General features: G+C 64.0%; 24 protein-coding genes and 1 pseudogene. 13 read left to right on the top strand and 12 right to left on the bottom strand.

All coding sequences use genetic code 11. The features are described from left to right. Positions 1-3 precede the first annotated feature (3 nt). Genes mdcA through mdcH form a run of 7 tightly spaced genes read left to right on the top strand, consistent with a single transcriptional unit; the run spans position 4 to position 6,348 of the window. Positions 4-1,674: a malonate decarboxylase subunit alpha gene (gene mdcA, locus PQQ53_RS20305; RefSeq protein WP_408146643.1), complete on the top strand. Its 1,671-nt coding sequence runs from the start codon at positions 4-6 to the stop codon at positions 1,672-1,674. A gap of 2 nt (positions 1,675-1,676) precedes the next feature. Further along, positions 1,677-2,711, top strand: a complete 1,035-nt coding sequence (locus PQQ53_RS20300) for a triphosphoribosyl-dephospho-CoA synthase (protein ID WP_408325711.1) — start codon at positions 1,677-1,679, stop codon at positions 2,709-2,711. Continuing rightward, complete coding sequence (locus PQQ53_RS20295; protein ID WP_168664006.1) at positions 2,699-3,013, top strand: malonate decarboxylase subunit delta; 315 nt, start codon at positions 2,699-2,701, stop codon at positions 3,011-3,013. Before PQQ53_RS20300 ends, PQQ53_RS20295 begins: the two co-directional genes overlap by 13 nt. Then, positions 3,010-3,894 (top strand): biotin-independent malonate decarboxylase subunit beta, encoded by an 885-nt coding sequence (locus tag PQQ53_RS20290; RefSeq protein WP_408325708.1) that lies wholly within the window; start codon positions 3,010-3,012, stop codon positions 3,892-3,894. Before PQQ53_RS20295 ends, PQQ53_RS20290 begins: the two co-directional genes overlap by 4 nt. Next, positions 3,891-4,706, top strand: coding sequence for a biotin-independent malonate decarboxylase subunit gamma (gene mdcE, locus PQQ53_RS20285; protein WP_408325706.1), 816 nt, complete (start codon positions 3,891-3,893; stop codon positions 4,704-4,706). The genes PQQ53_RS20290 and mdcE overlap by 4 nt, the downstream gene beginning before the upstream one ends. Beyond that, entirely contained in the window at positions 4,706-5,416 is a 711-nt protein-coding gene (locus PQQ53_RS20280) for a malonate decarboxylase holo-ACP synthase (protein ID WP_408146635.1), read from the top strand. Before mdcE ends, PQQ53_RS20280 begins: the two co-directional genes overlap by 1 nt. Then, positions 5,416-6,348 (top strand): malonate decarboxylase subunit epsilon, encoded by a 933-nt coding sequence (gene mdcH / locus PQQ53_RS20275; RefSeq protein ID WP_408325703.1) that lies wholly within the window; start codon positions 5,416-5,418, stop codon positions 6,346-6,348. Before PQQ53_RS20280 ends, mdcH begins: the two co-directional genes overlap by 1 nt. Positions 6,349-6,380: 32 nt before the next feature. Here the strand turns inward: mdcH and PQQ53_RS20270 are convergent. Continuing rightward, positions 6,381-6,602 (bottom strand): annotated as a pseudogene (locus PQQ53_RS20270) (carboxymuconolactone decarboxylase family protein); the annotation flags it as partial. Continuing rightward, on the bottom strand, positions 6,538-7,866 hold the full coding sequence (locus PQQ53_RS20265) for an MFS transporter (RefSeq protein WP_408325700.1): 1,329 nt from the start codon (positions 7,864-7,866) through the stop codon (positions 6,538-6,540). The gene PQQ53_RS20265 and the pseudogene PQQ53_RS20270, both read right to left, overlap by 65 nt. Positions 7,867-8,062: 196 nt before the next feature. Here PQQ53_RS20265 and PQQ53_RS20260 point away from each other — a divergent pair, with 196 nt between their 5' ends. Further along, positions 8,063-9,025, top strand: coding sequence for a GlxA family transcriptional regulator (locus tag PQQ53_RS20260; protein WP_408146793.1), 963 nt, complete (start codon positions 8,063-8,065; stop codon positions 9,023-9,025). Between the two features lie 266 nt (positions 9,026-9,291). Here PQQ53_RS20260 and yjfF read toward each other — a convergent pair whose 3' ends face one another. The 5 genes from yjfF to PQQ53_RS20235 form a co-directional block, all read right to left on the bottom strand. Then, complete coding sequence (gene yjfF / locus PQQ53_RS20255) at positions 9,292-10,401, bottom strand: galactofuranose ABC transporter, permease protein YjfF (protein ID WP_408146631.1); 1,110 nt, start codon at positions 10,399-10,401, stop codon at positions 9,292-9,294. Beyond that, complete coding sequence (locus tag PQQ53_RS20250) at positions 10,398-11,441, bottom strand: ABC transporter permease (protein WP_408325697.1); 1,044 nt, start codon at positions 11,439-11,441, stop codon at positions 10,398-10,400. Before PQQ53_RS20250 ends, yjfF begins: the two co-directional genes overlap by 4 nt. Continuing rightward, entirely contained in the window at positions 11,438-13,072 is a 1,635-nt protein-coding gene (locus tag PQQ53_RS20245) for a sugar ABC transporter ATP-binding protein (protein ID WP_408325694.1), read from the bottom strand. The genes PQQ53_RS20250 and PQQ53_RS20245 overlap by 4 nt, the downstream gene beginning before the upstream one ends. A gap of 196 nt (positions 13,073-13,268) precedes the next feature. Then, entirely contained in the window at positions 13,269-14,255 is a 987-nt protein-coding gene (locus tag PQQ53_RS20240) for an ABC transporter substrate-binding protein (protein ID WP_408146625.1), read from the bottom strand. A gap of 213 nt (positions 14,256-14,468) precedes the next feature. After that, complete coding sequence (locus PQQ53_RS20235; RefSeq protein ID WP_408146623.1) at positions 14,469-15,068, bottom strand: alpha-ketoglutarate-dependent dioxygenase AlkB family protein; 600 nt, start codon at positions 15,066-15,068, stop codon at positions 14,469-14,471. A gap of 163 nt (positions 15,069-15,231) precedes the next feature. On the opposite strand from PQQ53_RS20235, the gene PQQ53_RS20230 reads away from it, so the two are divergent. Next, positions 15,232-15,816 (top strand): malonic semialdehyde reductase, encoded by a 585-nt coding sequence (locus PQQ53_RS20230; protein WP_408325691.1) that lies wholly within the window; start codon positions 15,232-15,234, stop codon positions 15,814-15,816. 58 nt (positions 15,817-15,874) lie between these two features. Here PQQ53_RS20230 and PQQ53_RS20225 read toward each other — a convergent pair whose 3' ends face one another. Then, positions 15,875-16,216, bottom strand: coding sequence for a hypothetical protein (locus tag PQQ53_RS20225; RefSeq protein WP_408146619.1), 342 nt, complete (start codon positions 16,214-16,216; stop codon positions 15,875-15,877). A gap of 375 nt (positions 16,217-16,591) precedes the next feature. Here PQQ53_RS20225 and PQQ53_RS20220 point away from each other — a divergent pair, with 375 nt between their 5' ends. Next, entirely contained in the window at positions 16,592-17,755 is a 1,164-nt protein-coding gene (locus PQQ53_RS20220) for a metallophosphoesterase (protein ID WP_408146617.1), read from the top strand. Positions 17,756-17,787: 32 nt separating this feature from the next. Here the strand turns inward: PQQ53_RS20220 and PQQ53_RS20215 are convergent, their stop codons facing one another. Further along, entirely contained in the window at positions 17,788-18,312 is a 525-nt protein-coding gene (locus PQQ53_RS20215; RefSeq protein WP_408154803.1) for a hypothetical protein, read from the bottom strand. A 639-nt stretch (positions 18,313-18,951) separates the two neighbouring features. Here PQQ53_RS20215 and PQQ53_RS20210 point away from each other — a divergent pair. After that, entirely contained in the window at positions 18,952-19,659 is a 708-nt protein-coding gene (locus PQQ53_RS20210; protein WP_408146614.1) for an MgtC/SapB family protein, read from the top strand. 162 nt (positions 19,660-19,821) lie between these two features. Continuing rightward, a complete protein-coding gene (locus PQQ53_RS20205) occupies positions 19,822-20,076 on the top strand; it encodes a GlsB/YeaQ/YmgE family stress response membrane protein (RefSeq protein ID WP_084585457.1) in 255 nt (84 codons plus the stop codon). A gap of 58 nt (positions 20,077-20,134) precedes the next feature. Here PQQ53_RS20205 and scpC read toward each other — a convergent pair whose 3' ends face one another. From scpC to PQQ53_RS20190, 3 genes are all read right to left on the bottom strand, one after another. Further along, the gene (gene scpC, locus PQQ53_RS20200; RefSeq protein ID WP_408325924.1) at positions 20,135-21,649 is read right to left on the bottom strand and encodes a succinyl-CoA:acetate CoA-transferase ScpC; all 1,515 of its coding nucleotides are present in this window, start codon (positions 21,647-21,649) and stop codon (positions 20,135-20,137) included. Between the two features lie 197 nt (positions 21,650-21,846). Continuing rightward, positions 21,847-22,071 carry a hypothetical protein gene (locus PQQ53_RS20195; protein ID WP_408146611.1) on the bottom strand — a complete coding sequence of 75 codons (225 nt, stop codon included), beginning with the start codon at positions 22,069-22,071 and terminating at the stop codon, positions 21,847-21,849. Between the two features lie 156 nt (positions 22,072-22,227). Then, positions 22,228-24,408, bottom strand: a complete 2,181-nt coding sequence (locus PQQ53_RS20190; protein WP_408325688.1) for an FUSC family protein — start codon at positions 24,406-24,408, stop codon at positions 22,228-22,230. A 199-nt stretch (positions 24,409-24,607) separates the two neighbouring features. Between PQQ53_RS20190 and PQQ53_RS20185 the strand changes: the two genes are divergently transcribed. Continuing rightward, a complete protein-coding gene (locus PQQ53_RS20185; protein ID WP_408325685.1) occupies positions 24,608-25,603 on the top strand; it encodes a LysR family transcriptional regulator in 996 nt (331 codons plus the stop codon). The last annotated feature ends 61 nt before the right edge of the window (positions 25,604-25,664 follow it).

The raw sequence follows: 25,664 nt of genomic DNA, 5'->3' as shown, positions 1-25,664 counted from the left end.
CCGATGAACCGCCCCGCCGAAGCCTCTGCGTCATTACCCGCCGCCCGTTCATGGACCACGCGCCGCGACGAGAAGAACCGTCGCCTCGCGGCCATTGCTCCATGGCTCGAAGACGGCATCCTGCCGACCCACCGCATCGTCGATGCGCTCGAAACGCTGATCCAGCCCGGCGACCGCGTCGCGCTCGAAGGCGACAACCAGAAGCAGGCCGACTTTCTGTCCCGCTCGTTCGCCCAGGTCGATCCGCAAAAACTGCATGACGTGCATCTGCTGATTTCAAGCATCAGTCGTCCTGAGCATCTGACGCTGTTCGAGCGCGGCATCGCGCACAAGGTCGACTTTTCGTTTGCCGGGCCGCAGAGCTTGCGGGTCGCGCAACTGCTCGAAGACGGCCAGCTGGAAATCGGCGCGATCTATACGTACGTCGAACTGTACGCACGCATGTTCGTCGATCTGACGCCGCACGTCGCGCTGCTGTGCGCGGAAAAGGCCGACCGCCACGGCAATCTGTACACCGGCCCGAATACCGAGGACACGCCGACCATCGCCGAGGCCGCCGCGTTCCGGCACGGCATCGTGATCGTGCAGGTCAACGAGATCGTCGACGAACTGCCGCGCGTCGACATTCCGGGCTCATGGGTCGACGTGATCGTGCAGGCGGACCGGCCGTTCGCCGTCGAACCGCTGTTCACGCGCGATCCTCGCCACATCGGCGATCTGCAGGTGCTCACCGCGATGATGGTGATTCGCGGCATCTATGAGCCGTATGGTGTGACGTCGCTGAATCACGGCATCGGCTTCGATACCGCGGCGATCGAATTGCTGCTGCCGACCTACGGCGAATCGCTCCGATTGAAGGGCAAGATTTGCCGCAACTGGACGCTCAATCCGCATCCCACGATGATTCCCGCGATCGAATCGGGCTGGGTCGACAGCATTCATTGCTTCGGCAGCGAAGTCGGCATGGAGGCGTATATCGAGGCGCGTCCCGACGTGTTCTTCACCGGCAACGACGGAAGCCTGCGCTCGAATCGCGTGCTGTGCCAACTGGCCGGGCAGTACGGCGTCGATCTGTTCATCGGCTCGACCTTGCAGATCGACGCCGACGCGAATTCGTCGACCGTCACGCGCGGACGTCTCGCCGGCTTCGGCGGTGCGCCGAACATGGGCCACGATCCGCGCGGCCGGCGTCATTCGAGCGAAGCATGGCTCAAGCTGCTGAAGGATCAGGGCCCGGTGTCGCGCGGCCAGAAGCTGGTCGTGCAACTGGCCGAGACCTACAAGAAAGGCGGCGAACCCACTTTCGTCGATGAACTCGACGCGGTCGCGGTCGGCGCGAAAAACGGCATGCCGGTTGCGCCGGTGATGATCTACGGCGACGACGTAAGTCACGTCGTCACCGAGGAAGGCATCGCGCATCTGCACAAGGCCGAAGGCATCGACGAGCGGCGCGCGGCAGTCGCGGCCGTGGCCGGCGTCACGCCGATCGGCTTGCGCGCCAAGCCTGAAAAGACGGCCGAGCTGCGCCGGCGCGGCATCGTCGCGTATCCGGAAGATCTCGGCATCCGGCGCGGCGAAGCCAAGCGTTCGCTGCTGGCCGCACGCAGCATCGACGATCTGGTGACGTGGTCGGGCGGTCTGTACGCGCCGCCGGCGCGCTTCAGGAGCTGGTGACGATGGCGCCCGCTGCCTGGGTGAAGCGTGCGCAGCAGCGATCGTCCGCGCTGGAGGGCAACGCGGCATCGCCTCGCGCGGGTGTGCCTGCCACGCGCGCCGATGCGCGCCGCACCGTGCCGCCCACCTTGCCGTCCGACGCGCAACTGGCCTATTACGCGATCACCGCGCTGATCGAAGAAGCGCAGCTCACGCCCAAGCCCGCGCTGGTCGACCGGCGCGGCAGCGGCGCGCATCACGACCTGGATCTCGCGATGATGCTGCGTTCCGCACGCGCGCTCGAACCGACTTTCGCCGCGCTCGCGCGCACAGCGCGCCGCCGCGGCGAACCGTCGGCGCTGCTGCGCACCGAACTCGCGCAGATCGGCCGCGCCGGCGAGCAGGATATGTTGCGGGCCACCGGCGGTAGCAACGCGCATCGTGGCGCGATCTGGATCGTCGGTTTGCTGGTCGCGGGGGCGACAATGGGCGGATGCGCGGTTGCGTCCACACTGTCGTCCGAGGCTCCATCCACCCCTGGCAATACTGAGCATCCAGACGCATCGCCGATCTGCACGCGCGCCGCGCAAATCGCCTGCTTCCCGGACCGCTTCGCCGCCCCCTCCGACAGTCACGGCGAACGCGCAAGACAGCGCTACCAGGTCGGCGGCGCTCGCCGCGAAGCGCAAGACGGCTTCCCGCACGTGATCGATGTCGGCCTGCCCGCCCTGCTCGCGGCGCGGGCCAAAGGCATCGACGAAAACGCCGCGCGCGTCGATGCCTTGCTCGCGATCATGGCCTCGCTCGACGACACCTGCCTGCTGCATCGCGCGGGCTTGCCCGGTCTGCACGCCGGACAGCACGGCGCGCGCCGCGTGCTGCAAGCCGGCGGCAGTTCGACGCCGGCGGGCCGCGCCGCGCTGGCCGCGCTCGACCACGAATTGCTGTCGCTCAACGCATCGCCCGGCGGCGCAGCCGATCTGCTCGCCGCCACCCTTTTTCTCGACATGCTGGCGCACCACCACGCCGGCCGGAGCCCAGACCCATGGAACATCTGACCTTCGACTATCCGGCGCAACGCGCCGTCACGACCCGCGCGCATGTCGGCGTGGTGGGTTCGGGCGATCTGGAGGTGCTGCTCTCGCCCACCGATCCCAGCGGCTCGCTCGCCGCGCATGTGGTCGTGCGCACCAGCGTCGACGGCTACAGCCACATCTGGAAGAGCGTGCTCGACCGTTTCTTCACCCGCTACGACGGCGCCGCGCAAATCGAAATCAACGACTTCGGCGCGACGCCCGGCGTGGTCGCGTTGCGGCTCGCGGAAGCGGTCGAAGCCGCTGAAGAAGGAGACGACGCATGAACACGAGTGCAAGCGCCCATTGCGCGCCGCTATTGCGCGACAGCTTCATCGAATTGCCCGCGCGCGAACGCGCCCGCTCGCTGCTCGACGCGGGCAGCTTTCGCGAATTGCTCGGCCCGTTCGACAGGATCGAGTCGCCGTGGCTGCCACTGCAAGGCGTCGTCTGCCAGGCCGACGACGGCTGCGTGATCGCGCGCGGCACGATCGACGGCGAGCCCGCCGTCGTCGCCGCGATCGAGTCCGCGTTCCAGGGCGGCAGCATCGGCGAAGTGTCGGGCAGCAAGATCGCCGCCGCGCTCGAGATGGCGCTGCGCGACTGCGAGCGCGGCAAGCTCGTGCGTCCCGTCGTGCTGTTCGAAACCGGCGGCGTCCGGCTTCAGGAAGCGAACCTGGGTCTCGCGGTGATCGCGGAGATGCAGGCGGCGATCGTCGCGTTGCGCCGGCACGTGCCGGTGGTCGGCGTGATCGCGGGGATGGTCGGCTGCTTCGGCGGCATGTCGCTCGCAGCGGCGCTGTGCTCGTATCTGATCGTGACGAAGCAGGGCCGGCTCGGTATGAACGGTCCCGAAGTGATCGAGCAGGAAGCCGGCATCGACGAGCTCGATGCCAGCGATCGCCGTCGCGTGTGGCAACTGATCGGTGGTGAACAGCGCACAGCGAGCGCGCTCGCCGATCACCTGGTCGACGACGATACCGATGCGCTGCGCGCCGCCGTGCATGCGGCGTTCAAGCACGGCGTGCCGGCCGCGCATCGCAGCGAACAGGTCGACGTGTTTCTGAACCGGCTCGCGCAGATCGACCCGGCCGACGTCACACCGCAGAGCATGCGTGACGTGTACAACCCCCATGTTCAGCACGCCGCGCGCAAGGAGCAAGCATGAGCGACACTCAATTGAGCCGGGGCGCGCGCTGGTTCCACGCACTCGTCGGCGATTCGTCCGGTCAGGCGCCGGTATGGAGCGGCGATGCGCCGCTCGGCGGCGAAACCGCGCGCTTCATCACGGTCGTGCCCGATCCCGCGAACCGCTTCCCGCGTGCAACCGACAACGTGGTCGGCCTCGAACAGGGCTGGCACCTTGCGCGCGCCGTGCGCGAAACCATCGCGCAGGACGACGCGAGCGGCACGCGCCGGCCGATTGTCGCGATCGTCGATGTGAAGAGCCAGGCGTATGGCTATCGCGAGGAAATGCTCGGCATCCATCTCGCGTGCGCGGCCGCCGTCGATGCGTATGCGTCGGCGCGCGACGCGGGTCATCCGGTGATCGCGCTGATCGTCGGGCCGGCGATGTCGGGCGCGTTCCTCGCGCACGGCTATCAGGCCAACCGCATCGTCGCGCTCGACGCGCCCGGCACGATGGTCCACGCGATGGGCAAGGAAGCGGCCGCGCGCGTCACGCGCCGCACGGTCGAAGCACTCGACGCGCTCGGCGAAACGATCGTCCCGATGTCGTATTCGATGGCGTCGTTCGCGAAGCTCGGGCTGCTCGATCAGCTGATCGAGGGTGTCGATGCGGATGCGCCGGATGCCGCGCAGATCGAGCGTGTGCGCCAGGTGTTGTGCGCGCAGATTCGCAGCGCACGCGACGGCGGGCACACGCTCGCGCATCGGCTGGAATCGGCGGCGGCGCAGAAGAACCGCGCGGCGTCGATTGAGGTGCGGCGGCGGCTTGCGCAACAATGGGATGACGTGTGATGCGAGTCTGCGCGGCACCGCCGTTCGTTGCCGAACACGCGTTGTCGTGCGATACGAGGTGGCGTCCGCACGACTTGCTGGGTTTGCAGCAACTGCGTGTGTTCGATGACGAGCCGGCATGGGTTCGTGAGGCATTCGAGCGCGCGCCGTATGCGGTCGTCAGACGCGCGCCGGTTGCCGAGGGGTTCGTGGCGGTCGGCGTGCGCGGTGTCGAGCGGGCGCAGCGCTATGGCACGTGGGTGCGTGCGGCCGATGTCGTGACTGTGGTCTCGCCGGAGAGCTTGGGGCAAACCGAGCCGCCGATGGGTCGCGATACGTTGCCTCCTTTCGCTGCCCTCGCTTTTTTGCTGAGCGACACGGGCAGTCCGCTGGCGGGTTTTGTCTGGGGCCCGACGGGCAGCGCGGGTTTTGAACTGGCCTCGCGCGTACCGACAGTGAGCGAATCGAGCGATCTCGATCTGCTGATTCGCTCGCCGGAACCGCTCGCGCGAGACGGCGCCCACGCGTTACTCGATCAACTGCAGGCGCTTGCGAAACGCATCGGCATCCGTGTCGATGCGCAACTCGAAACGCCGGCGGGCGGTGTCGCGCTGGCCGAGTGGGCTGCGGGCAAAGCGCGCGTGATGGCACGCCATGCAAGCGGGCCGCAATTGATTGCCGATCCGTGGGCACACGCAGTCCCTCGCACAAGTCAAAGCGGTGCCGTCTGATGCTCGCGCTGCTTTTTCCCGGCCAGGGCGCGCAGACCGATGGCTTCCTGCACAGTCTGCCGCAGCATCGCGCGGTGCGTGACACACTGGAAGAAGCCTCGCACGTACTCGGCGTCGACGCGTTGACCCTGGACACGCCGGACGCGCTCCGTTCGACCGTTGCCGTGCAGGTCGGCTTGACGATCGCGGGCGTGGCCGTGACGCGCGCGTTGGCTGACGAACAGCTCGCGCCGGAAATCAGCGCGGGGCTGTCGGTCGGTGCGTATGCGGCAGCGGTCAGCTGCGGCGCAGTGCGGTTCGCTGACGCGTTGAAAATGGTGCGGCGGCGTGCCGAACTGATGGAAGCGGCATATCCATCCGGATATAGCCTCGCGGCGATCTCGGGTTTGACTGAGCATCAACTGGAAACACTCGCCGCGCGGCATGCGGATGAGAACCGGCAACACGTCTACATCGGCAATGTGAATGCCCCCCGCCAGATCGTCGTGGCGGGTGCAAACGACGCGCTGGACGCATTCATCGTCCGCGCGCTGGCCGCGGGTGCGCGTAAAGCCACCCGGCTCGCCGTGAGCGTGCCGTCGCATTGCGAGTTGCTCGCGCAAGCCAGCGACGAACTGCTCGCCTACGCCAGCCAGGTCCCCTTTCAAGCACCGCGCAGCACCTATATCGGCAATCGCGGCGGCCGACCGTTGTATACGGCCGACGCGATCCGAGACGATCTCGCGACCAACATGCGCTACACCGTGCGCTGGTTCGACGCGCTCACCGCGATGCAGGAAATGGGCGCGCGCGTGCTGATCGAAACGCCGCCTGGGCAGGTATTGACCGACATCACGCGCGAGCATTTCCCGGGTGCCGCCGCGCTGGCGGCCAGCGGGCTTTCGTTCGACAGACTTGTGGCGACGGCCCGGCGGCGGTTGGAGAGTGGCTAACCAGGCCGTGAACCGCGATGTGGTCCGCAACCGCTTTGCACCAGCGCCAGCTTTCCCACCTTCAGCCCATTGCTCAGCAGATCGCGCGTGTGCATATCCGGACAGCAGGCGCACTTGTTAGTCTGTGAAATCCGCAGTTAGGCGGGGTCGACGAGAATGGGTGAAAGACCACGTTGCATCGCGTATCCATCAACGTTCCCCAAGGCTTTGATGCCTGCCGGTGCGACTTGTGTTTGGTCGAGACGTCTTGTCATCTCGCTCTCCTTGTTTAACTGTTCGGGCCAGCCTGTTCATGCGGTCAACGGAGAACACAGGCCGCCGCAAGAACTCAGACGGCCTCGGTTTCACGACCGGCCGTTGGCCGATGCCCGACACGGGGCGCTCGATGCAACGATGCGCGGCCTCCGCCAGGATAAAGGCTAGAGCAATGAGACCTGCCGCAACGATGCCAAGATAACGAACACCCAGCGACTGAAGCACCGTGCCACCGACCACGCTGGAGCCCGCGAGGCCTACGTAAGTGGCCGTGTTGTTCAGCGCGAGTAAAAGCGGCGCTGCCTTCGGCGTGATTTGCACGAGGCGGTGTTGTTGCGGGACGATCAATCCCCATCCGCAAATTCCCCAGATGCACAGCGCGGTTAAGGCGCTGAGTGCATGCGCGGAGGTCCAGGGCAGCGCGCCGAAATTGATGATCGCGAGCCAAAGCATGGCGTTGATGATGCTACGACTCTCGAAGCGATCGACGAGCCGCCCGGACAGCACATTGCCGACCGTTGCCGCCACGCCCCACAGGAGCAGCATGCCCGCGAGGATGCGCTCGTCGCCGTGCGTTACCCGTGCAAGGACCACCCCCGCATAGGTGTAGACCATCAGGAAGCCGCCGAAAGCGAACAACGAAGTGAGCAAGGTGAGCGCGATCCGCACGTCCCGAACCGGCACGAGCCGCTCTCTGAGCTTGACCGTCGCCGGCCGTGCAACAGACGGCAGCAATGTCCAGACGCCGATCATGGCCACGATGCCGAGCATGGCGACAAACCAGAGCGTCGTTCTCCAACTTCCGAATCCGCCGATAAACGTACCGATCGGCGAACCCAGCGCGGTTGCCCCCGTGAGGCCGACCGTTACCGTCGAAAGCGCGCGACCGCGCTTCTCGGGCGTTGCAAGCGCGGCGGCAACGCCTAGTGCCGTCGGAGAAAAAAGCGCGGCGCCGAACCCCGCCATCACCCGGCTCAGCAGTACCCAGTGCAAGTCGGTGGCGAGCGCACTGATCGCGTTGCCGGCGACGAAAATGCCGAGCGCCGACACCAGCAGAAGCTTGCGCGGCCATCCACCGGCGACTGCCGCCATGACGGGCGCCGCGACCGCATAGGTCAAGGCGTAAAAAGTCACCATGAGGCCGGCCAAGCTGACCGAGGTATGCAGTGATGCCGCGACGTCCGGAAGAATGCCGGCGACGACAAAGTTGTCCGTCCCCATCGCGAACATGCCCAGAGCGAGTATCAGTAGTCGACGATCCATACGAAAGTTGTTTCAAACGCGATTAGGGGTGGCCTCACGGAGCCGCCGTGACAGCGCGGCGGAAAGCTCACATCTACGGCATTGCCCCGGTCGGCCAAGGACTGCTCGAACGGTGCATAGTCAAAGGATAAGCGCGCTTGACCATGTCTCAAATGTCATATATACCGGCGATTCAGGACATGACACAGGACATGCAATGCACACGATCGGCTTCGTCGTATTTCCGAATTTCTATCTGCTGGGCTTGGCGGCGGTCACCGCGTTCGAGCTGGCGAACGTGGTTCTGGAAGCGCGGGCTTACGACGTCGCGGTGCTGTCCGAGCATGGAGGGCTTGTCGTGTCCTCGGCAGGCATCCGCGTCGAGACGGTCGCCTTCAGCGACGCGACATTCGATACGGTCATGTTCGGCTCGGGCGTTGAACTGGACATGGTTTCCAGCCCCTTGACCGCGTTCGTCAGGCGCGCGCTCACGACGTCGAGACGAATCGCGGCGCCCTGCACGGGCGCTTTCATCCTTGCGGAAGCGGGTGCTCTGGACGGCAGGCGCGCCACCACCCACTGGCGCTTCGCCCACGAACTGCAGCGCCGTTTCCCGAAAGTCGCCGTCGAGGATGACCAGATTTTCATCGTGGACGGCCCGGTTTGGACGTCCGCAGGCATGACGGCCACGATCGACATGGCGCTCGCGATGATCGAGAAGGATCATGGCCCGGACGTCTCGCGCTCGGTGGCGCGCAGGCTTGTCATCTACCACCGGCGCGCGGGCGGCCAGTCGCAGTTTTCGACACTGCTAGACCTCGACCCCAAGTCCGACAGAATCCAGAAGGCGATCGACTACGCGAGCGCCAATCTGCGTAGCGCGTTGACCGTCGACGAACTGGCTTACGTGGCCGGGCTGAGTCCGCGCCAGTTCAGTCGCGCATTCAGCACAGAGACTGGACAATCACCGGCCAAGGCGGTCGAACATCTGCGCGTGGAAGCCGCGCGGCTGATGCTGGAAAAAGGGCGTCTATCGATGGACGTGATCGCGGCCGAGGTCGGCTTTTCGGACCGCGAACGAATGAGGCGGGCGTTCCTGCGCACCATTGGACAGCCGCCTCAGGCAGTTCGTCGTATTGGCAGGGAAAATCGTGGACCGGTTCTTCAAGGCAACGAGTAAAGCGCGCGTTGAGCGTCGTTCGTATCGCCTTGAAGCTGAGGGTGCATTGTGTCTTATTGCGGCCGTTGTCCGTCGAGGATGCGAGTGGCCGCAACGTGCATCGACTCGCGATTGACCACCTATCGCGAACCATCACGCCCGGCCATGCAATCGCCGTATTTACCGCAGTCGCGCATGGCGTGGTAGTCCTCGCTGCGCTGACGCTACCCGAAACCAGAGGCAGGCAGCTCAGCGCCTGAGTCAGGCCACGCGTGCGCAGCCCCGCATCACGCCTGCTCCGGCGCCCCTCGGCCAAGCACCTGCGAATCCGACGCCGTGGCCGACGTTTCGCCATGCGCGTGTCCGTGCCCATGCCCCGGCGTCGTCACCGCGGCAGTGCCGCCCGGCCGCCGCACCGACTTCGCGTGCCGCTCGATCAATCGTTGCAACAGACAGAACGCGCACAACAGCGCACCGATCACGATGCGGGTCCACCACGAACTGAGCGTGCCGTCGAACGTGATCAGCGTCTGGATCGTGCCGAGAATGCCGACGCCGAACAGCGAGCCGATCACATAACCTACACCGCCCGTCAGCAAGGTCCCGCCGATCACGGTCGCCGCGATCGCGTCGAGCTCCATGCCCTGCCCCTGCAAGCCATAGCCCGAGAGCACATAGAACGTGAACACCGCGCCGCCCAGCGCGGAACAGAAACCGCTCAGCGCATATACACCGATCCTCGTATGCGCGACCGGCAGGCCCATCAGCAGCGCCGAACGCGGATTGCCGCCCACCGCATACACATTGCGGCCAAAGCGCGTGAAATGCGCGACGAAGATCGCGGCCAGCAGCGTCACCATCGCAATCAGCACGTTCGCCGTGACCGAGCCGATGCCGATGTCGAGACGAAACGCAGAGATCTTCTGGAACGTCGGATCGGTGATCGTGATCGATTGCGTCGTGATCAGAAAGCACAAGCCGCGTGCGAAGAACATGCCGGCCAGCGTGACGATGAACGCCTGCAGACGGAAGAAGTGAATCAGCGCGCCCTGCACCGCGCCGAACACGGTGCCCATCAGCAGCACGATCGGGATGATCACCCACACCGACAGATGCATGTGTTCGGACAGGACCGCCTCGACAATGGTCGTCAGCGCGACGACCGAGCCCACCGACAGATCGATCCCGCCCGACACGATCACGAACGTCATGCCGATCGCGACGATCAGCAGGAATGCGTTGTCGACCAGCAGGTCGAGCAGCACCTGCCATGAGAAGAAGCCGGTGTACATCACCGAGCCGAAGCCGAACAGCGCGCAGAACAACAGGATCGTGACGGCGATCGGCAACGTGCGCGGATCGACGACATGCGCCAGGGCATCGAGAAGTCGTCTCATCGTGCCACCCCGCGTTGCTTTAAGACCGACGCGCCAGCCGACATCGCGAGAGCGCGCGCCGCCGGCGACTGGATCACGCTGACCGCGAGCACCACGGCCGCTTTGACGACGAGCGTCGCCTCAGGCGGCACGCCGATCGAATACGTCGTGTACGTCAGCGTCTGGATGATCAGCGCGCCCAGCACCGTACCCGCAAAGCTGAAGCGTCCGCCGAGCAGCGACGTGCCGCCGAGCGTCACCGCGAGAATCGCGTCGAGTTCGAGCAGCAGGCCGGCGTTATTGCCGTCGGCGCTGCGCACATTCGAGCTGATCAGGATGCCCGCCATCGATGCGGTCAAGCCCGAGAAGCCGTACACCGCGAACACGAGCGCCTTGGAGCGCAAGCCGACCAGACGCGTCGCCACGGGATTGACGCCGATCGCGCGAATGAAGAGCCCGAGCGCCGTGCCTTCGACGAGCGCCGCGGTCGCCAGCACGACCACCGTGGCGATCCACACCGAACACGGCACGCCGAGCCAGTAACCGCCGCCCACGAACAGATAGCCGGGCGCGCCGATCGGAATGATCTGCCCGGCCGTCAGCAACTGCGCGATGCCACGGCCGGCAACCATCAGGATCAACGTGGCGATGATCGGCTGCATGCCGACAAAGGACACCAGCACGCCGTTCCACATGCCGCTCAACACGCCGACGATCAACGCCGCCACGAGCGCCTGCGCGACCAGCCCCGCGCTCGGGACGGGCTGCGTCGCGAGAATCGTGGCCGCGGCGGCACCGGCGATCGCCACCACCGCGCCGACCGAAATGTCGATGCCGCGCGTCGCGATCACCAGCGTCATGCCGATCGCGACGAGCACGAGCGGCGCGGCGCGATTGAGCACGTCGATCGGCGCGCCGAACAGATGGCCGTCGAGCATGCGCAGCGACAGGAAATGCGGATTCACCCACAGATTCAGGCCGCACAGCAACGCGAGCGTGACGCACGGCCAGATCAAAGGACGTTCGACGCCGTCGCGCGCGAACCAGTTCGATAGCTTCATTCGCCGCTCCCCGCGATGAGTCGATAGATGTTGTCTTCGGTCGACGCCTTGCCGGCGACTTCGGCGATCTTGCGGCGGTCGCGCAGCACCGCGACGCGATGGCTCACGCGCAGCACCTCGCTGATCTCCGACGAAATGAACAGGATGCTCAGACCGTTCGCGCACAGCGCCAACAGGCGGTCCATGATGTCGAACTTGGCGGCGACGTCGATGCCGCGCGTGGGTTCGTCGAGAATCAGCAGCTTGGGGTCGGTGGCGAGCCAGCGCGCGAGCAGCGCTTTCTGCTGGTTGCCGCCGGACAGCAGGCCGATCGGCTGTTCAGCGTCCGAGGCCTTGATGCCGAGCCGCTCGATCCACAGATCGGCCAGTTCGCGCGCGCGCTGCCGGCTGATCTTGCGCCACCACCCGCGCCGCGCCTGCAGCGCAAGCAGGATGTTTTCGCGGATCGACAGTTCGGCGACGATGCCCTCTTTCTTGCGGTCTTCCGCGCAATAGCCGATGCCGTGGCGCACCGCGTCGCGCGGCGAGCGCAGCCGCACCGCCTTGCCGCCGACGAGAATCGTGCCGCTGTCCGCGCGGTCCGCGCCGAACAGCAGGCGCGCGGTCTCGGTGCGGCCGGAGCCGAGCAGGCCGGCGAGGCCGAGAATCCGGCCGGGCTGAACGTCGAGATCGATCGGCTGCAGCGTGCCGCGCCGGCCGACGCCGCGCAGTTCCATGAACGGCTGCGCACCCTGCGACGCCGGCACGCTCTCGTCAGACTCGTGCGCCGCTTGCGCCACCTGTGCTTCGTGCGCGGCTTCGCGCAAACGCGCGCTCATGCGCTCGTGGCCGACCATCTTCGAGACGAGTTGATCGGCGGGCAGATCGCGCGCGAGGTATTCGCCTTCGCGTTCGCCATTGCGCATCACCGTGATGCGGTCGGAGATCGCATAGGTTTGTTCGATGAAATGCGTGACGAACAGAATCGCGATGCCCGATTGCTTAAGATGCCGAAGTATTTTGAAAAGCTGCGCGACTTCGCTGTCGTCGAGACTCGAAGTCGGCTCGTCGAGAATCAGCACGCGCGCGTCGACCGATAGCGCTCGCGCGATCGCCACCATCTGCTGCACGGCGATCGGATACGCGTCGAGCGAGCGCGTGACGTCGAGCGACACGTCGAGGCGCGCCAGCGCGGCCTGGGCGCGCCGCTTGATGTCGGGCCAGTCGATCGCGCCGAAGCGCCTCGGCTGCCGGCCCGCGAAAATGTTCTCGGCCACCGACAGGTTCGGACACAGGTTCACTTCCTGATACAGCGTGCGCACACCAGCCGCTTCGGCCTCCTGCGGCGAGGCGAACGCCACCACTTCGCCGCCGAGGCGGATCGTGCCGGCATCCGGCGCGACCACGCCGGTGAGCACGTTGATCAAGGTGGATTTGCCGGCGCCGTTCTGCCCCATCAGCGTGTGAACCTCGCCGGGAAAGAGACGAAAATCGACTCCTTGCAGCGCCTTCACGCCGGGGAATGTCTTGCTGACGCCGGCGGTGGCCAGGATGGGTTCGGGCGCGTTCGCGGGGCCTGTTGCGCCGTTCGCGCCGTGGGTGCCGTGGGCACCGATAGCCGGCTGATTCGGTTCGGAAGCGGGATGGGTCATGGACCTCGCTCGATCGGCTATGCGTGGGTTCGGCAGGCTCCAACAGCGTCCATCTGAAAAGAGACCGCCCGCTGCCGAAGCAGCCCGGGCGGCCAGGCACCACTGGAGAAACCTGTTCGATCTATCCGTACTGCGCGTCTCCTCTTCTCTGCGCCGCGACGCGGCGCACATCATGAGGATAGCTGAGTACTTCGCTTCAGTACTTACGTGTCGGCAGAGTCTGCGCCGCGACGCTCATCGGGAAGACGGTCTCTTCCGTGAGGATGCGCTTGGGCAGCGGCTTGCCGGCCACGACATCCTTCACCGCCGACATCAGTTGCGGCCCCAGCAGCGGGCTGCACTCCACGTCGACGTTCATCTTGCCTGCGGCCATCGCCTGGAAGCCGCCCTTGGTTGCGTCGAACGACACGACGACGACGTCCTTGCCCGGATGCATACCGGCCTCTTCCATCGCCTGGATGGCGCCGAGCGCCATGTCGTCGTTATGCGCATAAACTACATTTATTTTATTTCCATAAGTTTTAATAAACGCTTCCATGACCTGCTTGCCGCCGGCCAGCGTGAAGTCGCCGCTTTGCGACGCGATGATCTTGAATTTGGGATCGTTCTTGATCACTTCCATCAGACCGGAGTGCCGGTCATTGGCAGGCGCCGAGCCGACCGTTCCCTGAAGTTCGGCGATGTTGACGGGGCCTTGGCTGCCTTTATAGTGCTCTTCGAGCCAATGACCGCCGCGCCGGCCTTCTTCCAGGAAGTCGGAGCCGATCATCGTCACGTACAGCGACGTGTCTTTGACGTCGATGTTACGGTCGGTGAGAATCACCGGAATTTTCGCGGCCTTGGCTTCGCGCAGCACCGGCTCCCAGCCGGATTCGACGACCGGCGAGAATGCGATCACATCGACTTTCTGCGCAATATACGAGCGGATCGCCTTGATCTGGTTTTCCTGCTTCTGCTGCGCATCGGAGAATTTGAGCTTGATCTTCGCGTCCGCTGCGGCGGATTTGACCGACTCGGTGTTGGCGGTTCGCCATGCGCTTTCCGCGCCGACTTGCGCGAAACCGAGGGTAATCTGTTTGTCCTGCGCATAAGCGCCGGGCGCGGTCAGCGTCAGCGCGCCGATGCCTGCGGAAAGTGCGAGCGCGCCCAACGCACGACACGCGGCACGTCGTGTATTCGCCATGACTGTCTCCTGATGTTGTTGTGTAGACGACCCAGCGAACCTGCCCAGCCCTCGCGGCCCTCACGGTGCGTGGATCGTGATGTAGCGTACTGTGCGGCGCGTTAACCGTCCAATCATATGATTCGCACCGGCGATATCAATTCTGGTATCGCGTGCGCGATTGGCTTGCGCTGGGCACATGAGAGCGGATCGTCAGGCGAATTGGCGGACGAACTAGCGCGCGGCCACTTTCGGCGTGACCCAGCGGAACGTCAGATTGATGCGCTCGCCGGTCACGCGCGGCTCCTTCGGCACCCGATGCCGCCACTGCGCCTGGGTGTTGCCCTTCATCACGAGCAGGCTGCCGCCCTTCAGCGAAAACGACTGCACGACGCCTGTCCTGTTGTGCCGCAAATCGAAAGTGCGCGCGACGCCCAGGCTGACCGACGCGATCACGGGCCGGGGGCCCAACTCGGGTTCGCGGTCCGCATGCCAGCCCATGCTGTCGGCGCCGCTGCGATAGCGGTTGAGCAGCACACTGTTGAAAGGCATGCCGCAGACTGCCTCAGCGGCCGCCTTCAGTTGCGCGACGGCCGGCGTCCACGGCTGCGGCACGTTGCGAATCCCCGAATAGACGTACACCGCATCCGGCTCGCCCTGCCACGCGGTCAGACGCGGCAGCGCGACACGCCCCGCGGGCGTGCCCATCGTGTCCTGACGCCACTGCACTTCGTCGATCAGCTGCGTCAACGCCTGCCCCGCCGTGGCAGGCGTGAGCCAATCGGGATACCAGTCGACGTCGGGCGTCGGCAGGTCGTCGAAAAGATCGCTCATACCGTTACCTGAATACCTGTGTGCGATTGCGCGAGCAAAACCCTGCGCGGGTGAAAACCCTGGCTATTATGGTGGCAATGACGCATACGCTCGGCGCGGCGCGTTGCGCTGTCATTCCAGTCAATCACGCCGTCTTTCATTTCTATTTTAACGAACCTTCATCATGACTCTTTCCGATCAGGCGCTCGATCAACTCTTTCGTGAGGCGCGCACGCATAACGGCTGGCTGCCGAAACCCATCGACGACGCCCTCCTCAGGCAACTGATCGAACTGACGCTGCTCGGCCCGACCTCGGCCAATTCGAGCCCGGCCCGGTTCGTCTTCGTCAAGACGGCGCAAGGTAAGGAAAAGCTGCGTCCGGCGTTGTCCGCGGGCAATCTCGACAAGACGATGGCCGCGCCGGTCACGGTAATCGTCGGGATGGATATGGCGTTCTACGAGCAGCTGCCGAAACTGTTTCCGCATGCGGACGCGCGCAACTGGTTCGCCGGCAATGAGCGCGCGATCGCGGATACGGCATTTCGCAATTCGACGCTGCAAGGCGGCTACCTGATTCTCGCCGCCCGCGCGCTCGGTCTGGACACCGGCCCGATGTCGGGCTTCGACGCGGCCAAAGTCGACGAAGCGTTCTTTACCGGCACAACCGTGAAGGCGAACTTTCTCATCAATCTCGGTTACGGCGACCCGTCGAAACTGTTTGCGCGCAGCCCGCGCTTCTCGTTCGACGAAGCCGCCCGGATTGTGTGACGTTGCCTGACGCTGTCCGACGCGCGGCGAGCGGTCCGCGCGCGCGTCCAACTTGTTTTCAGGTGAGCAGCGCCACGTAGAACACCACGGTGCCGATCAACGCGCCGATAAAGCAGAAGCCCTCGTCGGCGTCGTCGTCACTCGAATTCGAAGTCGAACGCAACCAGGCACCGACGACGCCGAACAGTCCCGCGATACCCAGCGCGACGCACAGCATCACCACGCCGAATAGCGCGCTCCTGCCGAGCTCGGAGAAGTCGATGTTGCGCACGCCGAAGTACACGCCGAGCGCCATCAGCGAAATGACGACGAGCGGCAGCATCACGTGACTGCCTTCGTATCCGACGTGGTGCGCATGATGCGCGTGGCGTATTTGTTGGCTCGATCTGAGCAGCTTCATGATGTGCCTCCCCCTCGCCCTCTCCCGGCGATCAAACTCATCGCTACCGAACCGCAGCGGCCCCGTTGCGACCGTCAAACGAACCGGTTCCTTTTGAGCATAGTCCACGCGCGAACACAATTCAAAGCCCATTTAATTAGGTTGCGCAACGCGTTTCGGTGCGCTTTCTCGAGTCGCGCGAATTGCTGCAATGCACGACTCTGTGGACACCCTCAAGCACCGGATCGAACGCGTCGTTTCCGCTAATTTTGCGCTGCCGGCAAGCGCCGGTACATGCCGGTAGAATGGGTCGCCCGGCCGCGAACCGCATCGCCGCCGACGATTCGCCGCCACCCTTCTGCTCCGTGTCGGCCCCTTCCCGCCCTGATCCTCTTTATGCGCCGCTCATCCTTTCTTGTTCGCATCATCCTGATTGGCATCCTGCTGCATATCTACGTCGGCTTGCGTCTGATTCCAGACATGCCGATCGACACCACCGGCCGCTGGCTGAGCGTGTTATGGCTCGTGCTGTCGATATTCCTGATTCCGTTGGGCATGATGGCGCGCAGCATCAAGCGCCAACCGCTCGGTGACCGGCTCGCATGGGTCGGGCTGCTGGCGATGGGCTTCTTTTCGTCGCTGCTGGTGCTGACCTTCGCACGCGACCTCGCGCTCGCCTCGCTGCTGACCGTGGATGCGATCTGGCCGAACACCATCGCGATCGCGCATTGGCGGACCGGCTCAGCGGCAGCGGTGCCGTTGCTTGCGCTGCTCTCGACGCTGATCGGTCTGTTCAATGCACGTCGCCGGGCGCGAGTCGTGACGATCGAGGTGCCGATCGACGATTTGCCCGCGGCGCTCGACGGCTTCACGATCGTACAGATCAGCGATATCCACGTCGGCCCGACTATCAAAGGCCGCTATGTGGATGCGATCGTCGACGCGGTGAATCGATTGAAGCCGGATCTGATCGCAGTGACCGGCGACGTGGTGGACGGCAGCGTGCCGCAACTGACCAAACATACGCAGCCGTTATCACGGCTCAGCGCGCGTCACGGCGCATTTCTCGTGACGGGCAACCATGAGTACTACGCCGGCGCGAATGCGTGGATCGACGAATTCCGCAGGCTGGGATTGAACGTGCTGCTTAACGAGCACGTGATCGTCGATCACGACGGCGCACGCGCAGTGATTGCCGGTGTGACCGATTATTCGGCGGGTCATCACGACCCCTTGCACCGCAGCGACCCCGTCGCGGCGCTCGCAGGCGCGCCCGGCGACGTGCTGATCAAGGTGCTGCTCGCCCATCAGCCGCGTTCCGCCGAAGCGGCTGCGGCGGCGGGCTTTACGTTACAGTTGTCCGGCCATACGCACGGCGGCCAGTTCTTCCCGTGGAATTTCTTCGTGCGGTTTCAGCAACCGTTCACGGCCGGTCTCGCACGTCTGGACGGATTGTGGGTGTACACGAGTCGAGGCACCGGCTACTGGGGACCGCCGAAGCGCCTGGGCGCTCCTTCTGAAATTACGCGCTTGCGACTCGTGCCCGGCGAGCCGGACTGATCTGAATGAGCCGAACGTGGCGGCGTTGACCGCTACTGGGCTGGCTCCACGGCCACGTTCACTTGCGGCGCGTAGGTCACCGACACTTGCATGCCCGCCGCCAGATTGGCGACCGCGGCCGGCGCACGGCTCTGGATATGGAATACCGAGCCATTCGCGCCTCTGAGCGCCAGCACGCCGGCTGAACGATCCACCGCTGTGACTTCGGCAGTCACATTCTGTATCGTGTCGCGTGGCGTTCCCTGAGCAAGCTTGCCTTTACCGTCCGCGCCCTCCGTGACCCGGATCACCGCGTTGCGGATCATCTGGATATGGACCTTGCTGCCCGGCCGGAGTTGCGCGAGGTTGCGAACATCCGTGACGGTGAACGAGCCTTCGCCACCTTGCGCGTCGAGCACGGTCAGCGACTGTTTCGCCTGGTCGATCGATTTGACGACGCCGTCCGCCTGCAACAGGCTGCGGCCTTCGAACGGTGCGGGCAGGCCCACGGCGAACGACACCAGCGGAGCGGCCGCAAGCAACGCGCCGGCAATCACACCGGAAGCTTTAACTTTCATACATTCCTCGATTGGGCTGAACAGCGGGAGAGCGACGACGTCGTGCTGATGAATGGCGCAAGCGGAACAGGAAAAAGAGCGACGAAAAGCAAACTTGATTTGAGCAGCGCGACAGCACGACGCGTTCCGAAGTATTCAGACAGTTTGTTTTCCGGGATAGGGTCCGTCAATATTCGGAGTCCGTATTTGAGCGAGGATTGTTCTCCGACGTCGTCGGAAATTTCCGAAACGACGTGCCATGGGATTCGGCCGTCCCGTTCGATCCGGCTTGACTTGACTTTGCACCGCCGCCTAAAATGCGCCCACTTCTTTTAACCGGAATAACGATCTTGGACAGTAGCAGTCGTCCCCGAGCTTCGCTTCTCCCGCTCGCCTGATCGGCAGGATTTCCGCGTCAGTCTTATCTGCCGCCGTCTTGCCTTCTGGCCTGATGGCGCGCTTCGCTCAATACCCTCGCATTGGCGGCGGTGAAACCCGGCATGGCGCTTTGCCATGCCGATGCTCCGCGCCTTTACGCTTCGCGAGCCCTGGCTCGCGTGCATCGTCACGACTGATCCACGCGCGTCCATGACCGGTGACGCGCTGCTGTCACGCGTCGTATTCACACTGCGCGAATCCGCGCTTCAATCTTACTGAACGATGACACTCGAATTCGTCTGGCGGCTCCTTGCCGCTTTCGCCTGCGGCGTCGCCATCGGCCTCGAACGGCAGATACGTCAGCGCAATGCAGGGCTGCGTACCATTACGCTGGTCGCGAGCGGCGCATGCCTGTTCGTCACGCTCGGCGTGCTGACCGGCACCGGCACGGCCGGCGTCACCCAGATCGCCGCGTATGTGGTGTCCGGCGTCGGCTTTCTGGGCGGCGGCGTGATCATGCGCGACAAAGGCTCGATTCAGGGGATCAACACCGCCGCGACGCTATGGTGCTCGGCGGCGGTGGGCGTGTTGTGCGGCGCGGGTCATTACGGCCCGGCGCTCGCCGGCACGGCGGTCGTGTTGCTGACCAATACGGTGCTGCGTGAAGTTAGCCGTACTATCAATGCAACGCCGGTTTCAAACGCCGACCTGATTCGCGAGTACGTATTGACGGTAGTTTGCCGCGAGGCCGACGAGATTCACATTCGCACCGCCATCTCCAATTCGATGTATTCGACGCCGCTGTCGTTCCAGAGCCTGACGAGCGAAGACGTCGAGAGCGATTCCGGCCGTATTCGCGTGACGGCGACGCTCAAGCTGCATCCGAAAGATCAATCGAAGCTCGAACAGATGGCTAGCCGCCTGAGCATGGAAAAGAGCGTGTCCAGCGTCAGCTGGACGGCGCGTGAAGCCGAGCCGACGCCGGAGTGACGCGCGACTCGCCGGCTCCCCAAGTTGGCACGCATCGTCTACACTTACACGGCAATAGATTCAAACAATGTCAATTCCGCGTCCGCAACATGGACTGTCCCATCACCTTCGACTAAGCTCTAGCCGCGTGATTTTCTCTCACTCAACCTTGGAGTCTCGAATATGGAACACGGCATCATTGCATGGCTCATCATCGGCGCGATCGCGGGCTGGCTGGCCGGCGTGCTGGTCAAAGGTGGCGGTTTCGGCCTGATCGTCGACATCATTGTCGGGATTGTGGGCGCGTTCATCGGCGGCTGGCTCGCCGGTGTGCTGCATATCTCGCTCGGCGGCGGCTGGATCGGTTCGATCATTACCGCTGTGATCGGCGCGGTCATTCTATTGTTTCTTATCCGGCTGGTTCGACGAGGCAGCTGAGCGCAGCAGTCGATACCCGAAGGCGTCAGGAGCGAACGCCACCTGACGCCACGCTGCTTTAAAGCACTGTTTCCATTACCGGCAACATCGAGCCGGTGTCACGCAGCCGCGTATGCCAGGCGAAAGCCTGGTCCAACCGATGCGGCGTCTGCCCTCCTCCTTGCAACGCGTCCCGATAGTAGTCGCGCAGCAGATCGCGATACACCGGATGCGCGCAGTTTTCGATGATCAACGTCGCCCGCTCGCGCGGCGCCAGGCCGCGCAGATCGGCGAGCCCCTGCTCCGTCACGACCACGTCGACGTCGTGCTCGTTGTGATCGCAATGCGGCACCATCGGCACGATGCTGGAAATGCGGCCGTCCTTCGCGGTCGATTTGGTGGCGAAAACCGCGCACGACGCGTTGCGCGCAAAGTCGCCCGAGCCGCCGATGCCGTTCATCATGTGCGTGCCGCCCACATGGGTGGAATTCACGTTGCCGTAGATGTCCAGTTCGAGCGCAGTGTTCAACGCGATCAGCCCGAGCCGGCGAATCACTTCGGGATGATTGCTCACTTCCTGCGGACGCAGGACGAGACGATCGCGGTAACGTTCGAGTTCACCGAATACCTGCGCCTGACGCGCGGCCGACAGCGTGATCGACGCACCCGAGGCGAACGTCACCTTGCCTGCGTCCATCAGATCGAAGGTCGAATCCTGCAGTACTTCTGAGTAAATCTCGAAGGCGTCGAAGGGCGAATCGACGAAACTGGCCAGCACCGCATTCGCGATCGTGCCGATGCCGGCCTGCAACGGCGGCAACTGCCTGGGCATGCGAGCGCGCGATACTTCGTGCTGGAAGAATTCGATCAGGTGACCGGCGATCAGCTCGGTCTCCTCGTCCGCCGGCAGCACCGTCGACGAACTGTCGGCCATATCGGTGATGACGATCGCCGCAATCTTCTCGAACGGAATCTCGATGGCCGGCGTGCCGATGCGATCGTGCGCATGGACGATGGGCAGGGGCTCACGGTTCGGCCTGCGGCCCGGAATCCAGATGTCGTGCAGCCCTTCGAGCGCGAGCGGCTGCGCGAGATTGATTTCGACGATCACCTTGTCGGCGAGAATCGCGAAGCTGGCCGAATTGCCAACCGAGGTAGTCGGCACGATGCCGCCGGTCTCGGTGATCGCGGCCGCTTCGATAATCGCGACGTCGAGTTGGCCGAGCTGATTCGCGCGCAGCATCTCCACGGTTTCGGACAAATGCTGATCGACGAACATGACTTTGCCGCGATTGATCGCGTCGCGCAGGGTCTTGTCCACCTGGAACGGCAGACGGCGTGCGAGCACGTGCGCCTCAGTGAGCATGCGGTCCACGTCGTGACCGAGCGAGGCGCCCGTCATCAACGTAATACGCAGCGGCTTGCCTTCCTGACGGGCCCGTTGCGCAAGCGCAACCGGCACGGCCTTCGCATCGCCTGCGCGCGTGAAGCCGCTGGCGCCGACGCGCATGCCGTCCTGAATCAGCAACGCCGCTTGCGCAGCCGAGGTGATCTTTCCGCGCAGCGCGGCACAACGAATCCGGTCTTCGTACATGAAACCAAGTCTCTCCATAGTCATCGATTCAGTCTACCGGTGCGCACGTCTGCTGTGTGCTTCGCTCAGTAGCTGAATTGCCGCACCCGCCGCGGCGCCTCGAGGGGACGGCGCCGCGGGCTGGTGTTTCATCGCGTGCGACGTGCTCGCGACAGGTCTTGCAAATACTTCAGGTGTTGCAGCGGCGCACGCCTGGTTTAGCTGCCGAAATAGATGTTGCAGAAGCTCATGGGACCGACGCACTCGTCACGCCCGGCCTTCGGCGCGGTGCTGCGCTTCGGCGCGACGACGTTGCGGGTGCGCGGCGAGTCGGCTTGGGCAACCTGTTGCTCAGGTGCCGTGGGTGCCGCGGGCGCAGTTTGCGCATGAGCGACAGTGGCGGACAAGGAGCAGGCAATCAGGACAATCTTCAACACTTTCATTTCGTTCTCCGGTACTTACGGTGACTGCGTGGCAGTGATGAAACTATATGACCGCCACCTACGCGGATAAAGCGGCCTGCCCGAAAGTCATCCTTCCAGCTGGCGGAAGGATCAATGCGAAGCGGCGCGCACCGGCGAGTCGTGGAAGTGCGGCGTTCAACGCGTATGAAACGGCGCGTCCTTGTCGAGCAGCGCGGTACGGATGAAGTGCAGACAGCTCAGGATGCGCTGCAGGTCGTGGCGTCTGTCGCGATCCGCATGCACCGTTTGCAGCATGTCCTGGGCAATCCACGTGGCCGAGCGCACGGAGGTGAGCGCACGTTCGAGCGCGCGCGTGCCGGGCCGCTCGAAGAGTTGCGCGAGATCATCGCAGGTGCGCTCGATCGCGCTGCGCCAACGGGGATGGAGCGCATGCGCGTATCCCGCGTGCGCCGTTTCGTTGCGCAGATCGATCACGGCGCGACCGGCTTCGAGCGTGGCGAGCATCCAGCGCAATGCATCGCGGCGGCGGCGGGAGCGTCGCGTCAGGAGCATCCGTAATTGCGAGGTCAGATCATGCGTGCCCGACTGGAAGCGCTGACTGAGTCCGCGCAATTCGCCCTTGCAGGCGGACACCGCTTGCGCACGCAAGTCGCCCATGATCCGCGCGATGAGCCAGGGCATGTTGGCGGGAAAAACCACCGCAAAGACGATCGCGGCGAGCAGCATCGACGCAGTGAGCGCGATGCCGTTGTTGATGAGCAGATCCGGCGCATATGTGACGACATTGTCCGGGCCCGCCAGCAGGCAGAAGAACACCGAGAAGCCGATACCGTATCCGGCGGCATGCTTGCGTGTCGCGATGAACGCGCCTAGTGCGAGCACCGGCGTGAGCACCATGCATAGCAGCGGGAAGCCATCTATGTGGGGATACACGTAGCACGTGAAAAGATAGCCGGTCATCGTCGCGAACGTGGCGCCGACCGCCATCTGCAGGGCCATTTTCACCGCGTTCGGCGCGGTCGAGGTGAGCGCGCACGCCAGCGCCGCGCCGATCACGGCAAAGCCGCCGCTCGGCCAGTCGGTTGCAATCCAGAACCAGCCGACGATGGCCATCGTCACCGCGGAGCGAACAAACGCAAACGCGACGACGAAGCTGTTCGTCCGGTTCACATAGCGGTTGAAGTCGCGCTGCGAGCCGACCGGCTTGCGCCGCGCCAGCGACCCGTAGGTCTCCGAATAGCGAATCCACTCGTCGACGAAGCGGTATAGCAGCTCCGCTGCCGTATCGAAGTCCGCCAGCGATTCGGTGAGCCCAGGTTCTAGTGGCCGTCTCGCTTCGCGAACGCGGCGTGGCAGGGTCGTCTGGAAGAGGCGTAAGCGGGCCGCGACGCGCGATGCTTCAAGAGTTGATTCTAGCTGTGGTCTCAACAGCGTGGACAGCTCATCGAAGTACGGCCTGATTGCGGCGAGCGTCGGCGCCGATCCATTTGCGCGCAGACGTTTGAGCAGTTGATGCAGCGCGTGCAAACGCGCGCATGCATCCATGAATTCGCCGTTCAGGCGGCCGAGGTGCTGATTGCGGGAACGCATCGCGGGATCTTCGAAAGCGGCGAATGTGCGCGTCGCTTCGAAGCCCACAATTTCATCAACGATGTCCGCAAAGCGGCGCTCAAATTGACCACGCTCGATTCCGCAGCCTAGCACCTGCGCGGCGAACACCGTAAAATTCGCATACCGGATCTGCAAGGCGTGCCGCAGGGCGAGGCTGGAGCGCTGCGGCACGATCAGTGCACTCACCGCACTCGAGCAGATAATGCCGACCGCCACTTCCGCCGCACGTGTGAGCGCCGCAAGAAACAGCGCGTCCGGCGTGGTAACGTTCGGAATGCCAATCAAAGCTGCGGTGTAACCCGCGAGCACAAAACCGTACCATCTGAAATGCCGATATCGAACTGCTGCGGCAATGCACGTGCTCACCCACCCGATCATGCCGAGCATGTACAACTCGGGTTGCTGGACGAACAACGCACCAAGCACGATGGCCGCGACCGTCCCGACCGCCGTCCCGAGGATCCGGTAGAAACTCTTGGCGAGTACCATTCCGCTGAACGGTTGCATCAGCACGAACACCGTGGTCATCGCGATGCGCGGTTGCGGCAGGTCGAGCAGCATCGCGATGCCCAGCGCGAGCAAACCGGCGGTGACTGTTTTCAGCAAATGCAGCCAGGTCAGGCCATCGCTGTTCGCCCAGTCGCGAATGGCGGGACCGAAGGTTCGCCGGTTAAACGCTTGCCACATGATGCTCCACGAGCGGAAACAGTCCGTCGCCGGTTTGATCGCATGTTGGCGTTTCATCTGAAGGCAATGCGCCGCGGTTGGTCGCTGAAAGAAGCGCCGGCGAAGACTGCGCACACCGGCAGGCAAGGCGCCGATTTTAGGAGCATGCTATGTGCGCATTAAGGGCACCGGCACGGAACGTCTCTTCCAGAACGGACAACAATGCGGGTTCGAGACAGGCGGACAATACGGTTTCTGCCGTGAAATAGAAGGATCGATGGATACGTTACAAAATATGCGAGTGTTCGTGCGCGTGGTTGAGGCTGGTAGCTTTACCGCAGCCGCGCAGTCGCTCAATTCGACGACGGGCGCCATGTCCCGTGCGGTCTCTGAACTCGAGGCGCATCTACGTACGCGCCTGCTGAACCGTTCGACGCGACGGCTCGCGCTGACCACGGCCGGCGAGCGCTATCTGAAGCGCTCGCAGCAAATACTTGCGGATATCGACACCGCGGAAGAAGAAGCCAGTTGTGCGCACGAGCGCCCGGCTGGCGCATTGCGCATGCATAGCTTCGCGAGCATTGGTCAGCATTACGTGTTGCCGGCTATTTCGCGCTATCGCGCGCTTTATCCGGAGGTGACCGTCGAGTTGTCGTTGTCGCAACGCATGCCAGATCTTTTCGAAGGTAGCGCCGATGTCGCGGTGATCGGAGCGTCGACTCTGCCGAACTCGGACCTCGTATCACTGCCACTGGGGACGACTTTCAGCATTCTGTGCGCGTCGCCCGCCTATGTACGCGCGCACGGCGCCCCGCAAAAACCGGCCGATCTGGCGCATCACGAATGTCTGATTCTGCATACGCCGGCCTTTCCGCCGCACGAATGGGTGCTCGACGGCCCGCATGGCAGCGAGACGATGGAGGTGAACGGTCCTGTGCAGGTGAACATCGCGGAATCGCTGATCGTGGCGATTCGCGAAGGCATGGGAATCGGCATGGTGCCGCTTTACTCGGCTATTTCCGGCTTGCGTGATGGCTCATTAGTGCGAGTGTTGCCGAAATATACGCTGCAAAAGATGAATGTTTATGCGCTGTATCCATCGCGCAAATTCATCGATGCAAAGACTCGGACCTGGGTGGAGTTTTTGCGAACACATCTGCCGAAGGTGATTGCACGCGATGTGGGGTTGCTTGCTGAAGTTGGGCAAGCGGAGGTTGGTGATACTGAGTTTCCCGTTGCGGGAAGCGGCCACGGGGATATCGCGACTCAGTGATTTGAGGTGACGATGGGCGCCGTTGGCAGCGTGTTGGTGTGGCGGCGCCGAAGATATGTCC

The sequence above is a fragment of the Paraburkholderia strydomiana genome, from assembly GCF_046030495.1.
In the GTDB taxonomy this organism is placed as follows: Bacteria; Pseudomonadota; Gammaproteobacteria; order Burkholderiales; family Burkholderiaceae; genus Paraburkholderia; species Paraburkholderia strydomiana_A.
This window is presented reverse-complemented; position numbering and strand designations above follow the sequence as displayed.

Bases quoted from the DNA above. Each gene is read 5' to 3' on its own strand.
- PQQ53_RS20190 (WP_408325688.1), bottom strand. From the start codon at position 24,408: ATGAAACGCCAACATGCGATCAAACCGGCGACGGACTGTTTCCGCTCG.
- PQQ53_RS20225 (WP_408146619.1), bottom strand. From the start codon at position 16,216: ATGAAGCTGCTCAGATCGAGCCAACAAATACGCCACGCGCATCATGCG.
- mdcH (WP_408325703.1), top strand. From the start codon at position 5,416: ATGCTCGCGCTGCTTTTTCCCGGCCAGGGCGCGCAGACCGATGGCTTC.
- PQQ53_RS20265 (WP_408325700.1), bottom strand. From the start codon at position 7,866: ATGGATCGTCGACTACTGATACTCGCTCTGGGCATGTTCGCGATGGGG.
- PQQ53_RS20215 (WP_408154803.1), bottom strand. From the start codon at position 18,312: ATGAAAGTTAAAGCTTCCGGTGTGATTGCCGGCGCGTTGCTTGCGGCC.
- PQQ53_RS20210 (WP_408146614.1), top strand. From the start codon at position 18,952: ATGACACTCGAATTCGTCTGGCGGCTCCTTGCCGCTTTCGCCTGCGGC.
- PQQ53_RS20235 (WP_408146623.1), bottom strand. From the start codon at position 15,068: ATGAGCGATCTTTTCGACGACCTGCCGACGCCCGACGTCGACTGGTAT.
- PQQ53_RS20300 (WP_408325711.1), top strand. From the start codon at position 1,677: ATGGCGCCCGCTGCCTGGGTGAAGCGTGCGCAGCAGCGATCGTCCGCG.
- PQQ53_RS20295 (WP_168664006.1), top strand. From the start codon at position 2,699: ATGGAACATCTGACCTTCGACTATCCGGCGCAACGCGCCGTCACGACC.
- PQQ53_RS20230 (WP_408325691.1), top strand. From the start codon at position 15,232: ATGACTCTTTCCGATCAGGCGCTCGATCAACTCTTTCGTGAGGCGCGC.
- PQQ53_RS20280 (WP_408146635.1), top strand. From the start codon at position 4,706: ATGCGAGTCTGCGCGGCACCGCCGTTCGTTGCCGAACACGCGTTGTCG.
- mdcE (WP_408325706.1), top strand. From the start codon at position 3,891: ATGAGCGACACTCAATTGAGCCGGGGCGCGCGCTGGTTCCACGCACTC.
- PQQ53_RS20290 (WP_408325708.1), top strand. From the start codon at position 3,010: ATGAACACGAGTGCAAGCGCCCATTGCGCGCCGCTATTGCGCGACAGC.
- mdcA (WP_408146643.1), top strand. From the start codon at position 4: ATGAACCGCCCCGCCGAAGCCTCTGCGTCATTACCCGCCGCCCGTTCA.
- scpC (WP_408325924.1), bottom strand. From the start codon at position 21,649: ATGTACGAAGACCGGATTCGTTGTGCCGCGCTGCGCGGAAAGATCACC.
- PQQ53_RS20240 (WP_408146625.1), bottom strand. From the start codon at position 14,255: ATGGCGAATACACGACGTGCCGCGTGTCGTGCGTTGGGCGCGCTCGCA.
- PQQ53_RS20220 (WP_408146617.1), top strand. From the start codon at position 16,592: ATGCGCCGCTCATCCTTTCTTGTTCGCATCATCCTGATTGGCATCCTG.
- PQQ53_RS20250 (WP_408325697.1), bottom strand. From the start codon at position 11,441: ATGAAGCTATCGAACTGGTTCGCGCGCGACGGCGTCGAACGTCCTTTG.
- PQQ53_RS20205 (WP_084585457.1), top strand. From the start codon at position 19,822: ATGGAACACGGCATCATTGCATGGCTCATCATCGGCGCGATCGCGGGC.
- PQQ53_RS20245 (WP_408325694.1), bottom strand. From the start codon at position 13,072: ATGACCCATCCCGCTTCCGAACCGAATCAGCCGGCTATCGGTGCCCAC.
- PQQ53_RS20260 (WP_408146793.1), top strand. From the start codon at position 8,063: ATGCACACGATCGGCTTCGTCGTATTTCCGAATTTCTATCTGCTGGGC.
- PQQ53_RS20195 (WP_408146611.1), bottom strand. From the start codon at position 22,071: ATGAAAGTGTTGAAGATTGTCCTGATTGCCTGCTCCTTGTCCGCCACT.
- PQQ53_RS20185 (WP_408325685.1), top strand. From the start codon at position 24,608: ATGGATACGTTACAAAATATGCGAGTGTTCGTGCGCGTGGTTGAGGCT.
- yjfF (WP_408146631.1), bottom strand. From the start codon at position 10,401: ATGAGACGACTTCTCGATGCCCTGGCGCATGTCGTCGATCCGCGCACG.